The sequence below is a fragment of the Cryobacterium sp. 10I5 genome (genome assembly GCF_035019865.1).
Lineage (GTDB): Bacteria > Actinomycetota > Actinomycetes > Actinomycetales > Microbacteriaceae > Cryobacterium > Cryobacterium breve_A.
This window is the reverse complement of record NZ_JASJVI010000008.1, coordinates 20574-36173: the sequence shown is the minus strand read 5'-3', so window position 1 is coordinate 36173 and position 15600 is coordinate 20574. Positions and strand designations below refer to the sequence as shown.

Here is a 15600-nt window from a genome sequence, read left to right as displayed (position 1 = left end):
GCCGGAGTGCGATCGTGCGCCGGGTTGAGAGCGAGCGCGGTCGATCGAGCGAGCGCGGAGGATAGACCGAGCGCGGCAGCTAAAGGGAACGCAGGACGGCGACGATCTTGCCGAGGATCTCGGCGTGGTCGCCGAGGATCGGCTCGAAGTTGGTGTTCCTCGGCAGCAGCCAGGTGTGGCCGTCGCGCTGCCGGAAGACCTTGACCGTCGCTTCGCCGTCGAGCATCGCGGCGACGATCTCGCCGTTCTCCGCGGTCTTCTGCTGGCGGACGACGACCCAGTCGCCGTCCATGATCGCGGCGTCGATCATCGACTCACCGACGACCTTGAGCATGAACAGCTCGCCCTTGCCCACGAGCTGGCGCGGGAGCGGGAAGATCTCGTCGACCTGCTGGTCGGCCATGATCGGCACACCGGCGGCGATCCGACCGACGAGCGGCACCATGGCCGCGTCGCCGACCGGGGTTCCCTGCTGGAAGTTTTCCGCGGCTCCGGCGGCGGTGTCCTCCGGAGACTGCGGCAGCTCGATCAGCACCTCGAGCGCCCGGGGCCGGTTCGGGTCCCGGCGCAGGTAGCCGCTCAGCTGGAGCTGGTTGAGCTGGTGGGTGACGCTCGACAGCGAAGACAACCCGACGGCGTCACCGATCTCCCGCATGCTCGGCGGATAGCCCCGCTGGCCGACGGAGCGCTGGATGACGTCCATGATCGCGCGCTGCTTGTCGCTGAGGCTCTTCCTCCGACGTGTCCCACCGCGTTCGGGGGAACTGGCGGTCAACGGGGTCACGCTGTCCTGGGTCACGATGTCGCTCCTGTCGGTGGCGGTGGGCGGTGGCGGGCGGTCGTCCCGGCGGATGCCGTGAGGCGACCGTATCCGAATGTCAGTGGTCGCTGGTTGAGTTCACACCAGTCAATCGAAACTGTAACCAGTGCGGGGCGATGTGCAGACATTCATTCGAGTGTGTCGTGTACTTCACCCCAATAATAACCGGAGGAAGTCTTGATTGTTCGAACAATCGAATATATATTCGGAACATAGCTTCGTATCCGGCTCTCCCGGCCGAGAGCCGGATACGAATACACAGGAGGCAGACATGAGCACAACAATCGAGCTGGTCCCGGGGGCGCACACCCGGCTGCGCATCACGCGGCGCGGTCGTGCCGTGCTGACCGCGATCGCCGGCGTCCCCCTCGTCGTGGGCGCGCTGGCCATCGCCCTCAACGGCGGCCTCGCCGCCGCCGACGGCAGTACGTTGAGCGGCGCCAGCGGAAGTGCGACGACGTTCGACTACGTCACGATCCAGTCGGGCCAGTCGTTGTGGCAGCTTGCAAAGCGCATCGCGCCCGCCGCCGACCCGCGCGAAGTCATCGCCGAGATCGTCAACCTGAATCAGCTGCCCTCCGAGAGTGTGCAGCCGGGCCAGCGCCTGGCCCTCCCTGCCGAATACTGAACCTGCCGAATACTGATCCAGCCGGATCCTGAAGTAGTCGGATCCTGAACCAGCCGGATCCTGAACCACCGGCGATAACGCCCACCGGTGCTGAAGCCCATCAGTATTATGGGGGGAGTGACCAGTCTCAACGACCTGCCCCTCCGCGACAATCTTCGCGGGCTCACTCCCTATGGGGCACCGCAGCTGCACGTGCCGGTCGCTCTCAATGTGAATGAGAACACCCACGGGATCCCCGAGGACGTGGCCGTCGACATCGCAGCAGCCCTGGCCGCCGCGATCCGCGGGATCAACCGGTACCCGGACCGCGAGTTCACGGAACTGCGCGAGGCGATGGCCCGCTACCTCGGTCACGGTCTCACCCGCCAGAACATCTGGGCGGCCAACGGCTCCAACGAGGTCCTCCAGCAGGTGCTGCAGGCCTTCGGCGGGCCGGGACGCACCGTCCTCGGGTTCGCCCCCACCTATTCGATGTACCCATTGCTCGCCTCGGGCACCGGAACGCGCTGGGTCGCCGGTGACCGCGACGCCGACTTCGAACTCACCCCGGAACGCGCCGTCGACTGGGTCAACCGGGTCAACCCCGACCTCGTCTTCCTGTGCTCCCCGAACAACCCGACCGGGACCCCGCTCTCGCTCGACGTGATCGCGGCGGTCTACGACGCCTGCGACGGCATCGTGGTCGTCGACGAGGCCTACGCCGAATTCGCCCCGGTGGGGACGGCATCCGCCCTCACCCTGCTGCCCGGGCGTGAACGCCTGCTCGTCTCCCGCACGATGAGCAAGGCCTTCGCGTTCGCCGGAGCCCGGGTGGGCTACCTCGCGGCCGACCCGGCCGTGACGGATGCTCTGCGCCTCGTTCGCCTGCCGTACCACCTCTCCGCGCTCACCCAGGCCGCGGCCGTCGCCGCGTTCGCGCACACTCCGGAGATGCTGCGCATGGTCGACGACATCCGCGGCCAGCGCGACCGCCTCGTCACCGAGCTGAGCCGGCTGGGCTACCGACCCTTGCGCAGCTGGAGCAATTTTGTGCTCTTCGGCGGCGTCGCCGACCCGCGCGCCACGTTCGAGGCGCTGCTCGCCGAGGGCATCCTCGTGCGCGACGTCGGGATCCCCGGCCACCTGCGGGTGACGGCAGGCACCGAGAGCGAGACGAGCGCTTTCCTCGACGCCCTCGAAGCGCTGGGCCACGCGTAACCGCCGGGGCCAATAAACTAGCGGCATGAGCTCACAGTCACCGGCCGCACCGTCAACGACCGCACAGGCGCGCATCGCACACCTGCAGCGGGAGACGAGCGAGTCGAGCATCGACCTGACGATCAACCTCGACGGCACCGGCGTCTCCGACATCCACACCTCGGTGCCGTTCTACGACCACCTGCTCACCGCGTTCGCCAAGCACTCCCTGACCGACCTCACGGTGCGGGCGACCGGAGACATCGAGATCGACGTGCACCACACCGTCGAAGACATCGGCATCGTGCTCGGACTCGCCATCCGGCAGGCGCTCGGCGACAAGTCCGGCATCTCCCGCTACGGCGACGCGCTCGTGCCGCTGGACGACGCCCTGGCCCAGGCCGTCGTCGACATCTCCGGACGACCGTACCTCGTACACACCGGGGAGCCGGCCGGCTTCGAGTTCCACCTCATCGGCGGGCACTTCACCGGCTCGATGGTACGCCACGTCTTCGAGGCGATCGCCTTCAATGCCGCGCTCACCGTGCACATCACCGTGCTCGGCGGCCGAGACCCGCACCACATCGCCGAGGCCGAATTCAAGGCCTTCGCCCGGGCATTCCGCCAGGCCAAGGCCTACGACCCGCTCGTCTCCGGCATCCCCTCGACCAAGGGCGCGCTGTGACGAGCGTCGTCGTCTTCGACTACGGCACGGGCAACGTGCACTCGGCCGTGAAGGCGCTCGAGCTCGCCGGAGCCGACGTGACCCTGACCAGCGACCGCCGCACCGCCCTCGAGGCTTCCGGACTCGTCGTGCCCGGCGTCGGAGCGTTCAGCGCCGTGATGAGCGCGCTCACCGCCGTGCGCGGCGACGAGATCGTCGACCGCCGCATCGCCGGGGGACGACCGGTGCTCGGCATCTGCGTCGGCATGCAGGTGCTCTTCGAACACGGCGTCGAACGCGGCTCGGAGACGGAGGGACTCGGCGAATGGCCCGGCACCGTCGCCCAGCTGCCCGCGAAGATCCTCCCGCACATGGGCTGGAACACCGTCACCCCCGACCCGAACTCGCGCCTCTTCGCCGGCATCGAGGACGAGCGGTTCTACTTCGTGCACTCCTTCGCAGCCCAGGAATGGACGCTCGAGGTCACGCCGCCGTTCCCGCGGCCCCGGCTCACCTGGGCGGAACACGGTGGACCGTTCCTCGCCGCCGTCGAGAACGGACCGCTCTCCGCGACCCAGTTCCACCCGGAGAAGTCGGGTGAGGCCGGCATCCGCCTGCTGAAGAACTGGATCGGCACCCTGCGGGATTGACCATCCCTCGCGCACTCTGTTCGGCGGCCTTGCCGCACCCATCCCTGATCTGAGGACTACCGTGACTGAAACCACCCCCCGCCTCGTCCTGCTCCCGGCCGTCGACGTCGCAGACGGCAAGGCTGTGCGACTCACCCAGGGTGAGGCAGGCACCGAGACCAACTACGGCGACCCCGTCGACGCCGCCCTCGACTGGGCGAGGCAGGGCGCCGAGTGGATCCACCTCGTCGACCTCGACGCGGCCTTCGGGCGCGGCACCAACACCGAGGTGATCAGCCGGGTCATCCGCGAGGTCGTCGGAGTCAGGATCGAACTGTCCGGCGGAATCCGGGACGACGCCTCCCTGCAGGCGGCGCTCGGCGCGGGCGTCAGCCGGATCGACCTCGGAACGGCAGCACTGGAGAACCCGGACTGGGCCGCCCGCGTGATCGCAGAACACGGTGACGCCGTCGCCGTCGGCCTGGACGTGCGCGGCACGACCCTCGCCGCCCGCGGCTGGACGAAGGAGGGCGGCGACCTCTGGGAGGTGCTCGCCCGCCTCGAGGAGGCCGGCTGCTCCCGCTACGTCGTGACCGACGTCACCAAGGACGGCACCCTCCAGGGTCCGAACCTCGACCTGCTCCGGCAGGTGCTCGAGCACACCGATCGTCCCGTGGTCGCCTCCGGCGGCATCTCGAGCCTGGCCGACCTGGTCGCCCTGCGCGAGCTCGTCCCGCTCGGGCTCGAGGGTGCGATCGTGGGCAAGGCGCTCTACGCCGGCGCCTTCACCCTCGGTGAGGCACTGGATGTCGCCGGCCGTTAACCTCGGATCGACCGGACTCCCCGGGGGCCCAGAGGGCCAGGGCGGCCACGGCGGCCCCGCCGATTCCGCAGGACAGCCCTGGGCCGGCCGGGCCTTCGAGGCCAACGACCACGCCGGCGACGACGGATCGGCCCCGCTCGAGCTCCTCGCCGCCCTCGCCCGCTACCGCGACCGGGAGTCGGGGGAGGAGGCCGTCGTCGACGCGATCCGCTCCTCGCGGCTCTTGATCCCGCTCGTGACGGCGCTCGGGGACTCCGGCCACACCGAGGCCGGCCTCCTGGTCGACAAGACCCAGGAGCTCTCCGTCATCACGGTCGCCGGACCGGACGGCCGGAACGTGCTCCCGGTATTCACCTCGGCCGAAGCCATGGCCGCGTGGAACAGTGCGGCGCGGCCGGTGCCGGCCGACGGCATCCGGATCGCCCTCGCCGCGGCGCAGGAGAACACCGACCTCGTCGTACTGGACCCGACCGCGCCGACCGAATACGTCGTGCGGCGACCGGCCCTGTGGGCGATCGCCCAGGGCCAGCCCTGGACGCCGAGCTACGCGAGCCGTGCCGTCGCCGATGCCTTCGCTGAGTCGATCACGAGCGAGCTGAGCGTGCTCGGCGTCGCCCTCTCCGCGGGCGACCCGCTCGGCCGGCTCGCCGGGCCCGAGCTCGTGGTGCGCCTCGAACTCGTCGACGGCCTGACCCGCGTGGAACTCGACGCGACGCTCGCCCGACTCGCCGCGCGGTGGTCGGCGAGCGACACGATCGCAACGCAGGTCGATTCGCTGCGCGTGCAGCTCACCGCGTCGAGCTGACCGAGCCGTTTGCTGCGGCCGATTGTCAGGGGTGAGCGGGAAGATGGAGAGATGACCGAGGTCCTGCAGAGATTCTCGCCCGCCACCCGGGCCTGGTTCGGCCAGGCCTTCGCAGCGCCGACCGAGGCCCAACTCGGCGCCTGGGACGCCATCACCCGTGGCTCGCACGCGCTCGTCGTCGCCCCGACCGGCTCGGGCAAGACCCTCGCGGCCTTCCTGTGGGCCATCGACCGGCTGGCGACCCCGGCTCCGTCAGGGCAATCCGCGACAACGGATGCTGCCGGCACAGCGGCCGTCGCCGCCCCGCTGCCGCGCACCCGGGTGCTCTACATCTCCCCGCTCAAGGCACTCGGCGTCGACGTCGAACGGAACCTCCGCGCCCCCCTCGTCGGCATCACCCAGGCGGCGGCCCGGCTCGGCTTCCCTCCGGTCACGGTGACCGTCGGCGTCCGCTCGGGAGACACCCCGGCCGCCGACCGGCGCACCCTCGTCAAGACGCCCCCCGACATCCTGATCACGACGCCGGAGTCGCTCTTCCTGATGCTCACCTCTGCGGCCCGCGACTCCCTGCGCGGAGTCGACACCGTGATCATTGACGAGGTGCACGCCGTCGCGTCGAGCAAGCGCGGCGCCCACCTCGCCGTCTCCCTGGAACGCCTCGACGAGCTGCTCGCGCGGCCGGCGCAGCGGATCGGCCTCTCGGCGACCGTCCGCCCGGCCGCGGAGGTCGCCCGCTTCCTCGGCGGCTCTGCCCCGGTGCAGATCGTCAACCCCGCCGCGGGCAAACGCTTCGACCTCCGCGTCGTCGTCCCCGTCGACGACATGACCCAGCTCGGCCCCGTTCCCGAACGGGAGGGGGCGACCGCGGCCGCCGCACCGCAGGCCGGTTCGATCTGGCCGCACGTCGAAGAGGCCATCGTCGACGAGGTGCTCGCGCACTCCTCGTCCATCGTCTTCGCGAACTCGCGCCGCCTCGCCGAGCGACTGACCGCGCGCTTCAACGAGATCTACGCCGGTCGCCTGGCGGATGCCGCGGAGCAGGCCACCGGCGAACTCACGCCCGTCGGGGCAGGGGTCGCACCGGCATCCGGCGCCGAGGGCACGGCCGGGACAGTCTTCGAGGGCGCTGCCGGAACCGCTGCCGGTGCGGGCACAGCACGGGGTGCAGCGGTCCCTGCGCGGCCGCCCGCGGACGTGATGGGCGCGAGCGGCCAGAGCGAGGGAGCCGAGCCGCTCCTTGCCCGCGCGCACCACGGCTCGGTGAGCAAGGAACAGCGCTCGATGATCGAAGAAGATCTCAAGGCCGGGCGGCTGCGCTGCGTGGTCGCGACGTCGAGCCTGGAACTCGGCATCGACATGGGCGCGGTCGACCTCGTCGTGCAGGTCGAGTCTCCGCCCTCGGTCGCGAGCGGGCTGCAGCGGGTCGGCCGCGCCGGGCACCAGGTCGGCGAGATCTCCCGCGGCGTGATCTATCCCAAGCACCGTGCCGACCTCATCCACGCCGCCGTCGCGGCCGAGCGGATGGTCGCCGGGCTGATCGAGTCGATCGCGGTGCCGTCCAACCCCCTCGACATCCTCGCCCAGCAGACCGTCGCCGCCGTGGCGCTCGAACCGATCCAGGCCGAGGACTGGTTCGATATCGTGCGCCGCAGCGCCCCGTTCCAGGGCCTGCCCCGGTCCGCATACGAGGCCACCCTCGACCTCCTCGCCGGCCGGTATCCCTCCGACCAGTTCGCCGAACTCCGCCCCCGGATCGTCTGGGACCGCGACACCGGCCTCCTGACCGGGCGCCCCGGCGCGCAACGCCTCGCCGTCACGAGCGGCGGCACCATCCCCGATCGCGGGCTCTTCGGCGTCTTTATGGTCGGCGGTGACCAGGCCACGGGCCGCCGGGTCGGCGAACTCGACGAGGAGATGGTCTACGAATCCCGGGTCGGCGACGTCTTCGCCCTCGGCACCACGAGCTGGCGGATCCAGGAGATCACCCACGACCGGGTGCTCGTGCTCCCGGCGTTCGGCGAGCCGGGACGGCTGCCGTTCTGGAAGGGTGACGGCCTGGGCCGGCCGGCGGAACTCGGTGAGGCCGTCGGCGCCTTCGTCCGCGAGGTCTCCGCCCTGCCGGAGGCCGCCGCCCGGGCCCGCTGCGCGACCGGCGGGCTCGACGAGCGTGCCGCGAACAACCTGCTCACCTTCCTCGCCGACCAGCGGACGGCCACCGGGCAGCTGCCGACCGACCGTACCCTCGTCGTCGAACGGTTCCGCGACGAACTCGGCGACTGGCGGGTGATCCTGCATTCCGCATACGGCATGCAGGTGCACGCGCCGTGGGCGCTCGCGGTCGCCGCCCGGGTGCGGGAGCGGTATGGGCTTGACGGCGGGTGCGTCGCGAGCGACGACGGCATCGTCGCGCGCATCCCCGACACCGACTCCGAACCTCCCGGCGCCGAGCTCTTCGTCTTCGAGGCGGAAGAGATCGAGCAGCTCGTGACCGACGAAGTCGGCGGCTCCGCGCTCTTCGCCGCCCGGTTTCGGGAGTGCGCAGCGCGCGCCCTGCTGCTCCCCAAGTACAACCCGGGCACCCGGTCGCCGCTCTGGCAGCAGCGGCAGAAGGCCGCCCAGCTGCTCGAGGTTGCCCGCGAGTACCCGACCTTCCCGATCATCCTCGAGACCGTGCGCGAATGCCTGCAGGACGTCTACGACCTCCCGGCCCTGCTCGACCTCACCCGCAAGATCAACAGCCGCGCGATCCGCCTCGTCGAGACCCGGACCGACACCCCGAGTCCGTTCGCGAGCACCCTGCTCTTCGGCTACGTCGCCGCGTTCATGTACGAGGGCGACTCCCCGCTCGCCGAACGCCGGGCAACGGCGCTGTCCCTCGACTCGAGCCTCCTCGCCGAACTGCTCGGCCGGGTCGAACTGCGGGAGCTGCTCGACCCGGCCGTGATCGAGCAGACGGACGCCGAACTCCAGCGCCTGCCCGCCGACCGGCACGCGCGGGGAGTCGAGGGCATCGCCGACCTGCTGCGCCAGCTCGGCCCCCTCACGACGGAAGAGGTCGCCGCCCGGCTCGATACCGCGGGTGGCCCCGACGCCGAAGCCGGCCTCCTCGAGCTCGTCGCCGCGCGCCGCGTGCTGCGGGCCGGGTTCGCCGGCCGACAGTGGTGGGCCGTGATCGAAGACGCCAGCCGGCTCCGCGATGCGCTTGGCGTTCCGGTGCCCCTCGGGGTGCCCGCCGCGTTCACCGAAACCGTGCCCGACCCGCTCGGCGACCTCGTCAGCCGCTACGCGCGTACGCACGGCCCGTTCACCGTGGCGGATGTCGCCGATCGCTTCGGTCTCGGCGCTGCCGTCGCCCTCGGGGCGCTGCGCCGCCTCGCCGGCACCCGTCGGGTGATCGAGGGCGAGTACCGGCCGCACGGGACCGGCAGCGAATGGTGCGACGCCGAGGTCCTGCGTCGGCTCCGCCGGCGTTCCCTCGCCGCCCTGCGGCACGAGGTCGAGCCCGTCGACCAGATCACGATGGGCCGATTCCTGCCGGCCTGGCAACACGTCGGCGGGAGGCTCCGCGGCGTCGACGGCGTCGCATCCGTCATCGAACAGCTCGAGGGGGCGCGCATCCCCGCGTCGGCGTGGGAGTCGCTCGTGCTGCCCGCCCGGGTGAGCGACTACCGGCCGGCCATGCTCGACGAGCTCACCAACGCGGGCGAGGTGCTCTGGGCGGGAGCCGGCACCCTCGCCGGCAACGACGGCTGGATCAGCCTGTACCTCGCCGAGACCGCGGCGCTCACCCTTCCGCCGCCTGCCCCCGTGGAGACCACGGAATTGCAACGCGAGGTTCTCGCGACCCTCGGCAGCGGGGGCGGATTCTTCTTCCGCCAACTGGCCGACGCGGTCGGCAGCCAGGACGACGTGCTCCTCGCCGACGCCCTCTGGGACCTGGTCTGGGCCGGCCTCGTCGGCAACGACACCTTCGCCCCGGTGCGGGCGCTGCTCTCCGGCGGCCGCACGGCGCACAGCACCAAGCGGGCGGCGCCGCGGGCACGCCTGCACGGCGGGCGCGGCTTTGCCAGGTCAGCGATGCCTCTCCGTGGGGGCCCGCCGACGGTGTCCGGCCGCTGGTCGATCGTGCCCGTCGCCGACGATTCACCCACCCGCCGCGCCCACGCCCTCGGTGAGACCCTGCTCGAGCGCTACGGCGTCGTCACCCGCGGCGCCGTCGTGGGCGAGGGCGTCACCGGCGGCTTCGCACTCGTCTACCGCACCCTGAGCGGCTTCGAGGAATCCGGGCATTGCCGGCGCGGCTACTTCATCGACGGGCTCGGCGCCGCACAGTTCGCGACCGCCGGCACGATCGACCGGCTGCGGTCGTTCACGGAGTCCGACTCCGGCTCGGGCGGAACCGGGGGAGCGGGCTCCACCGCGACGGGGCAGGGCGCGCCGGTCGTCGTCACGCTCGCGGCGACCGACCCGGCCAACCCGTACGGGGCCGTGCTGCCCTGGCCTGCCCTCCCGACGGGAACCAGCCACCGTGCCGCCCGCAAGGCCGGCGCGATCGTCGTTCTCGTCGACGGCGCCCTCGTGCTCTACGTCGAACGCGGCGGCAAGACCGTGCTCGCTTTCGACGGAAGCCAGGTCGGAGGGGCCGACGATGTCGACGGCAGCACGGCGCCGGCGGGTAACCGCGCCGATGCCGCCGGTGCCGCTGGTGCTGCCATCGACGCCGACGGCGCCGCGGCCCGTGACGCACTGTTCGCAGCCGCGGCCGGCGCCCTCGCCGCCACCGTGACAAGCGGGCGGATCGCCAAACTGGGCGTCGAGACGGTCAACGGCGTCTTCGTGATCGGGACCCCGTTCGGCCGCGCGCTCCAGGTCGCGGGATTCGGCGTGACGCCGAAGGGCCTGAAGCTCCATGCCTGAGGACGACCGTGCCTGAGGGTGACACCGTCTGGCTGACCGCTCACAACCTGGACACGGCGCTGCGCGGTGCGGTGCTGACCGGCTGCGACATCCGCGTGCCGGCCTATGCGACCGTCGACCTCACCGGCGACACCGTGCACGAGGTCGCGAGTCGCGGCAAACACGTGCTGATCCGGGTGGGCGAGGCCAGCATCCACTCGCACCTGAAAATGGAGGGCGCCTGGCACCTGTACCGGCACGGTACCCCGTGGAAGCGGCCTGCGTTTCAGGCCAGGGCCGTGCTCGAGACCGCCGACTGGGTGGCGGTCGGGTTCGAACTCGGGGTACTCGAGGTGCTGCCCGCCGGGCAGGAGGCCGCGCGCCTCGACTACCTCGGCCCCGACCTGCTCGGCGCCGGCTGGGACCCGGCCGAGGCCGTGCGCCGCCTCGAGGGGCGGCCCGAGCGTCCGATCGCGGTCGCACTCGCCGACCAGTCGAACCTCGCGGGTCTCGGCAACGAGTACGTGAACGAACTCTGCTTCCTGCGCGGTGTGCTGCCCACTCGGCCGGTGGCAGACGTCACGGATGTTGACGGTCTCGTCGACCTCGCGCACCGGCTGATCGTCGCGAACCGCGGCAGAACCGACCGGATCACCACGGGTTCCGCCCGCCGCGGCGAGCAGTCCTGGGTCTACGGCCGCGCCGGCCGGCCGTGCCGCCGCTGCGGCACCCGCATCCGCCAGGGCACGCTCGGCCGCTCTGAGCTCGAGCAGCGGGTCACCTACTGGTGTCCCCGCTGCCAGACCTGACCTGCCAGCTGAGGTGTCGCATATCGATGTTCGCGGGTCGCGGGAACGTCGATATGCGACACCTCAGGGAAGGGTGATCGAGCTAGTTGACCGGGCCGGTGTACTTCTCGCCGGGGCCGGCGCCGATCGGGTCGGGGATCGCGGAGGCCTCGCGGAACGCGAGCTGCAGCGAACGCAGCCCGTCGCGCAGGCTTCGCGCGTGCATGTCGGCGATATCGGGGGCGGCCGCCGTCACGAGCCCGGCGAGGGCGTTGATGAGCTTCCGGGCCTCGTCGAGGTCGATCTGCGTGTCGGGGTCGTCGGCGAGCCCGCACTTGACCGCGGCGGCGCTCATCAGGTGCACACACGCCGTCGTGATGATCTCGACGGCGGCAACATCGGCGATATCGCGGGTTTCCTGGCTGGCATCCTGGCTTGTGCTACTTGTCACTGCATTCCTCTGTTAGACTCGTCCGGGCTCCGAGGTATTTATCTCGGTACGAAAGTGGATAATCTCCCACCCGCGCATACCGCTTCACAAAGGTTACCGGGTTGTTTGCACTCCGCCGTCGTGGCACTGGAAACAGTGGCGCGAAGGTAGACAGGGTGCCGTACGTAGTGTTTGAGCAATAACGCTCCACCATTTCGCACGCGATTTTCCTCTCTTCGTCGCCAGGCGGCATCCGTTGCCTGGCTGTAGTCACGATGCATGAGAGAAGGAGAGACGCATCAGCGATCCCCGTACAAATGACCGTATCCGCGTCCCTGAAGTCCGTCTTGTCGGCCCCGCCGGCGAGCAGATCGGGGTCGTGGCCATTGACGTCGCACTGCGCATGGCACAGGAGGCGGATCTGGACCTCGTCGAGGTTGCCCCTACCTCCAAGCCGCCGGTCGCAAAGATCATGGACTACGGCAAGTTCAAGTACGAGGCTGCGCAGAAGGCCAAGGAGGCCCGGCGCAACCAGGCGAACACCATTCTTAAGGAAGTTCGGTTCCGCCTCAAGATCGACACGCACGACTACGAGACCAAGCGCAAACGCGCCGAAGGCTTCCTCAAGGCCGGCGACAAGGTCAAGGCCATGATTCTTTTCCGTGGCCGTGAACAGTCCCGTCCCGACCAGGGCGTACGACTGCTCCAAAGATTTGCCGAGGATGTCGCGGAATTCGGTTCGGTCGAATCGAGCCCGACTATCGACGGTCGAAACATGGTCATGGTGATTGGCCCACTGAAGAACAAATCAGAGGCCAAGGCAGAGGCCAATGCACATAGAGCTGCTGATAAGGCAGCGAAACAGGAGGAAAAAAATGCCTAAGATGAAGACCCACTCCGGGACTAAGAAGCGCTTCAAGGTAACCGGCAGCGGCAAGATCATGAAGCAGCAGGCCGGTTTGCGCCACAACCTCGAGGTCAAGAGCACCCAGCGCAAGTCCCGCCTGAACCACGACCAGGTGTTGGCCAAGGCCGACGCCAAGGTCATCAAGAAGCTTCTCGGTCGCTAGACCCCGTACCCCTAAAGGAACAAGAAAATGGCAAGAGTAAAAAGAGCGGTCAATGCTCACAAGAGCCGCCGCGTCATCCTCGAGCGCGCCAAGGGTTACCGCGGCCAGCGCTCCCGTTTGGTCACGAAGGCCAAGGAGCAGCTCACTCACTCCTTCACATACAGCTACCGTGACCGTCGTGCACGCAAGGGTGACTTCCGTCGCCTGTGGATCCAGCGGATCAACGCTGCGTCCCGCCAGAACGGCCTGACCTACAACCGCCTCATCCAGGGCCTCGCCCTGGCCGGCATCGAGGTCGACCGTCGTATCCTCGCCGACCTCGCGGTCAACGAAGCGGCCACCTTCGCCGCCATCGTCGAGAGCGCCAAGGCAGCACTGCCCGCCGACACGTCGGCACCGAAGGTCAAGGCCTAGCCTTCACGCTTCAGCGCCGTTCGGTTCGCTAGCAGTTCGTTCCACCAGCACTCCGCATCACCCAAAACGGGAGCGGGCCCCAGGGCCCACTCCCGTTTTTGCGTGCCCGCGGCCGGTCAGGCGGGGGGGGACGAGAGGTCGTAGACCGTCGAGCCGCCGACCGTCGTCGCGGTGTATGTCGCGGCTACCCAGGTCGCGATGGCCGTCGCTGTGCTGTCTCCGCCGCCCATGCCGCCGCCGCCACCCTGGCTTCCCGAGATGTAGTAGCCCACGTCACCGGCCGCGACAGCCGCCTGGAACTCGGCGAGGGTCGGCGTCGGGTCGCTGCTCCAGCCGCCGATCGCCATCACGGCGACGCCGGTGGATAGTTCGAGCGTCGCAGCAGATTGCGATCCGTCGACCGCCGCCGCCCAGCGGGCCGTCGAGGCGGCGAGCAGGGCGGTGAGGTCGGACGCGGTCGCGGAATCCGAACCCGAGCCGGAGGGAGCGGAGCCGGAGCCGTCGGCGTTCGCCGCGGCATCCGTGCCCGTGTCGGTCGTGCCGGAGCCGGTCGCGTCCGTCGTGCCGGTACCGGTACCGGTGTCGGTCGTTCCGGTCGTGCCCGAGCCGTCTGGGCCGCCGGTGCCTCCCGTCGGGGGAGTACCGCCCGCGCCTTCCGGCGGGGTGCCGCCGTCTGGCCTCGTGCCACCGCCGCCGGTGGGGGCGCCGCCCATGAGGCCGCCAGCCGTGCCGCCACCCATGCCGCTCGAAGACGAGATCGAACCGACCGAGGGAATCGAGCCGTTGTGTGCGACGGAAGCGGTCGCGATCGCGTATGCCGCGCTCCCGCCGAGACCGCCGAGCATGCCGACCAGAACCGCGACGGTCGTGAGGCGACGCCAGCTCAGGGCGGCGCCGACGACGAAGCTTGCCACGCCGATCAGGGTCACCGCGAGCAGTGTCCAGCGCAGCCACGGCAGCCAGTCCGCGTTCTCGGAGAGGAGCACGAAGCCCCAGGCGCCCGCGGCCGCGATCATCGCGGCGAGTCCGAGCCGGCCGAACCAGTGCGAGCGCCCGTGCCAGAGCACGACGCCGCCGGTTCCGACGAGGCCCGCGATCGCCGGGGCGAGGGCGACCGTGTAGTACGGGTGGATGGTGCCGCTCATGTAGCTGAAGACGAGTCCCGTCACGAGCAGCCAGCCGCCCCAGACCACGAGAGCAGCGCGGGCGCCGTCGATGCGGTGCCGCTTCCGGGTCGCCCAGAGACCGAGGACCAGGGCGAGCAGCGCCGTGGGCAGCAGCCACGAGATCTCGAGGCCCATCTCGCTGCTGAACAGGCGGTCGAGCCCTGTCGCACCGCCGAAGCTCGAGCCGGCAGCGGCCGTCGTGCCGCCGCCGCCCGCGTTCCCGCCGCCGCCGGCGGTCGCGCCGAAGATCCGGCCGAGGCCGTTGTAGCCGAAGACGAGGTCGAGCACGGTGTTGTCCGTGGACCCGCCGATGTAGGGGCGAGCGGATGCCGGCCACAGCGCGACCGCGAGCACCCACCACCCCGCCGACACGACGAGGGCGCCCGCGGCGATACCGAGGTGCGCGAGGCGGCGCCAGACGGTCGTGTTCGCGAGCAACAGGTAGGCGAGACCGAAGGCCGGCAGTACGAGGAGGCCCTGGAGCATCTTTGTCAGGAACGCGAAGCCGAGGGCGACGCCGGCGAGGGCGAGCCAGCGCCAGCTCGCTGAGGGCAGTGCGCGGATCACGCAGTACGCGGCCGCCGTCATCAGCACCGTCAGGAGCGCATCCGGGTTGTCGAAGCGGAACATCAGCGCCGCTGCGGGAGTGAAGGCGAGCAGAGCGCCTGCCACGAGGCCGCCGACGGCGCCCAGCCGCGGGCCGAAGGCCACGAGGCTGCGCCGCACGGTCGCGAAGACGAGGGCGACGGCCGCGACACCCATCAGCGCCTGGGGCACGAGCACGCTCCAGCTCGAGAAGCCGAAGATCCGCGCCGAGAGCCCCATCACCCAGAGCGAGGCCGGCGGCTTGTCGACGGTGATGAAGTTCGAGGAGTCGAGAGACCCGAAGAACAGGGCGGTCCAGCTCTTGGACCCGGCCTGCACCGCGGCGGCGTAGAAGCTGTTCGCCCAGCCGCTCTCGCTCAGGTTCCAGAGGTAGAGCAGGCCGGTCATGATGAGGAGCGCCCAGAAGGACGGCCGGATCCAGGCGGCGTCCGCGCGTTCGCCGAGAATGGCCCGGGCGAGCAGTCCGCGGCGCGCCGTCGAGGGTGAGTCGGCGGTGGACGGGGTGGACGAAGTGGACGCACCGTGCGCGCTCGGCACGAATACGGGTGGGCGGGTCGCGTGACCCGGAACGATGTGGCCGGTCATGGCTCCTCCAAAGGTTGATCCTTTGAGCTTGCCGAGTGCGTCCTTGGGTCGGCTATGCCGGCGCTATGAGGTGGCTATGGCCGGCCGTCAGCGCGGCATC

14 protein-coding genes are annotated in these 15600 nt (G+C 70.3%); 11 read left to right on the top strand and 3 right to left on the bottom strand.

What is annotated here, in order from left to right:
* Positions 1-79 precede the first annotated feature (79 nt).
* Positions 80-775 (bottom strand): transcriptional repressor LexA, encoded by a 696-nt coding sequence (lexA, locus tag QN350_RS04500; protein WP_281536210.1) that lies wholly within the window; start codon positions 773-775, stop codon positions 80-82.
* A gap of 316 nt (positions 776-1091) precedes the next feature.
* Here lexA and QN350_RS04495 point away from each other — a divergent pair, with 316 nt between their 5' ends.
* The 8 genes from QN350_RS04495 to QN350_RS04460 all read left to right on the top strand — a co-directional run bounded on the left by QN350_RS04495 (position 1092) and on the right by QN350_RS04460 (position 11250).
* Positions 1092-1448: a LysM peptidoglycan-binding domain-containing protein gene (locus QN350_RS04495; RefSeq protein ID WP_281534418.1), complete on the top strand. Its 357-nt coding sequence runs from the start codon at positions 1092-1094 to the stop codon at positions 1446-1448.
* Between the two features lie 108 nt (positions 1449-1556).
* Positions 1557-2645 (top strand): histidinol-phosphate transaminase, encoded by a 1089-nt coding sequence (locus QN350_RS04490; protein WP_416173067.1) that lies wholly within the window; start codon positions 1557-1559, stop codon positions 2643-2645.
* A gap of 25 nt (positions 2646-2670) precedes the next feature.
* The gene (gene hisB / locus QN350_RS04485) at positions 2671-3309 is read left to right on the top strand and encodes an imidazoleglycerol-phosphate dehydratase HisB (protein WP_322139431.1); all 639 of its coding nucleotides are present in this window, start codon (positions 2671-2673) and stop codon (positions 3307-3309) included.
* Complete coding sequence (hisH, locus tag QN350_RS04480) at positions 3306-3938, top strand: imidazole glycerol phosphate synthase subunit HisH (RefSeq protein ID WP_322139432.1); 633 nt, start codon at positions 3306-3308, stop codon at positions 3936-3938. Before hisB ends, hisH begins: the two co-directional genes overlap by 4 nt.
* A 61-nt stretch (positions 3939-3999) precedes the next feature.
* Positions 4000-4740: a bifunctional 1-(5-phosphoribosyl)-5-((5-phosphoribosylamino)methylideneamino)imidazole-4-carboxamide isomerase/phosphoribosylanthranilate isomerase PriA gene (gene priA, locus QN350_RS04475; RefSeq protein ID WP_323515907.1), complete on the top strand. Its 741-nt coding sequence runs from the start codon at positions 4000-4002 to the stop codon at positions 4738-4740.
* Complete coding sequence (locus tag QN350_RS04470) at positions 4724-5545, top strand: SseB family protein (RefSeq protein WP_322139433.1); 822 nt, start codon at positions 4724-4726, stop codon at positions 5543-5545. Before priA ends, QN350_RS04470 begins: the two co-directional genes overlap by 17 nt.
* A gap of 51 nt (positions 5546-5596) precedes the next feature.
* Positions 5597-10462 carry a DEAD/DEAH box helicase gene (locus QN350_RS04465; RefSeq protein WP_322139434.1) on the top strand — a complete coding sequence of 1622 codons (4866 nt, stop codon included), beginning with the start codon at positions 5597-5599 and terminating at the stop codon, positions 10460-10462.
* 8 nt (positions 10463-10470) lie between these two features.
* Positions 10471-11250 (top strand): DNA-formamidopyrimidine glycosylase family protein, encoded by a 780-nt coding sequence (locus QN350_RS04460; protein WP_281534424.1) that lies wholly within the window; start codon positions 10471-10473, stop codon positions 11248-11250.
* An 82-nt stretch (positions 11251-11332) separates the two neighbouring features.
* Here QN350_RS04460 and QN350_RS04455 read toward each other — a convergent pair whose 3' ends face one another.
* Positions 11333-11680, bottom strand: coding sequence for a DUF1844 domain-containing protein (locus QN350_RS04455; RefSeq protein ID WP_134446984.1), 348 nt, complete (start codon positions 11678-11680; stop codon positions 11333-11335).
* A 277-nt stretch (positions 11681-11957) separates the two neighbouring features.
* Here QN350_RS04455 and infC point away from each other — a divergent pair, with 277 nt between their 5' ends.
* Genes infC through rplT form a run of 3 tightly spaced genes read left to right on the top strand, consistent with a single transcriptional unit; the run spans position 11958 to position 13143 of the window.
* Positions 11958-12542 (top strand): translation initiation factor IF-3, encoded by a 585-nt coding sequence (infC, locus tag QN350_RS04450; RefSeq protein ID WP_134446986.1) that lies wholly within the window; start codon positions 11958-11960, stop codon positions 12540-12542.
* Positions 12535-12729: a 50S ribosomal protein L35 gene (gene rpmI / locus QN350_RS04445; protein WP_134446988.1), complete on the top strand. Its 195-nt coding sequence runs from the start codon at positions 12535-12537 to the stop codon at positions 12727-12729. Before infC ends, rpmI begins: the two co-directional genes overlap by 8 nt.
* A 27-nt stretch (positions 12730-12756) precedes the next feature.
* On the top strand, positions 12757-13143 hold the full coding sequence (gene rplT / locus QN350_RS04440) for a 50S ribosomal protein L20 (RefSeq protein WP_134446990.1): 387 nt from the start codon (positions 12757-12759) through the stop codon (positions 13141-13143).
* Positions 13144-13259: 116 nt separating this feature from the next.
* Here the strand turns inward: rplT and QN350_RS04435 are convergent, their stop codons facing one another.
* Positions 13260-15500, bottom strand: coding sequence for a glycosyltransferase family 39 protein (locus QN350_RS04435; protein WP_323515905.1), 2241 nt, complete (start codon positions 15498-15500; stop codon positions 13260-13262).
* Positions 15501-15600: the final 100 nt, after the last annotated feature.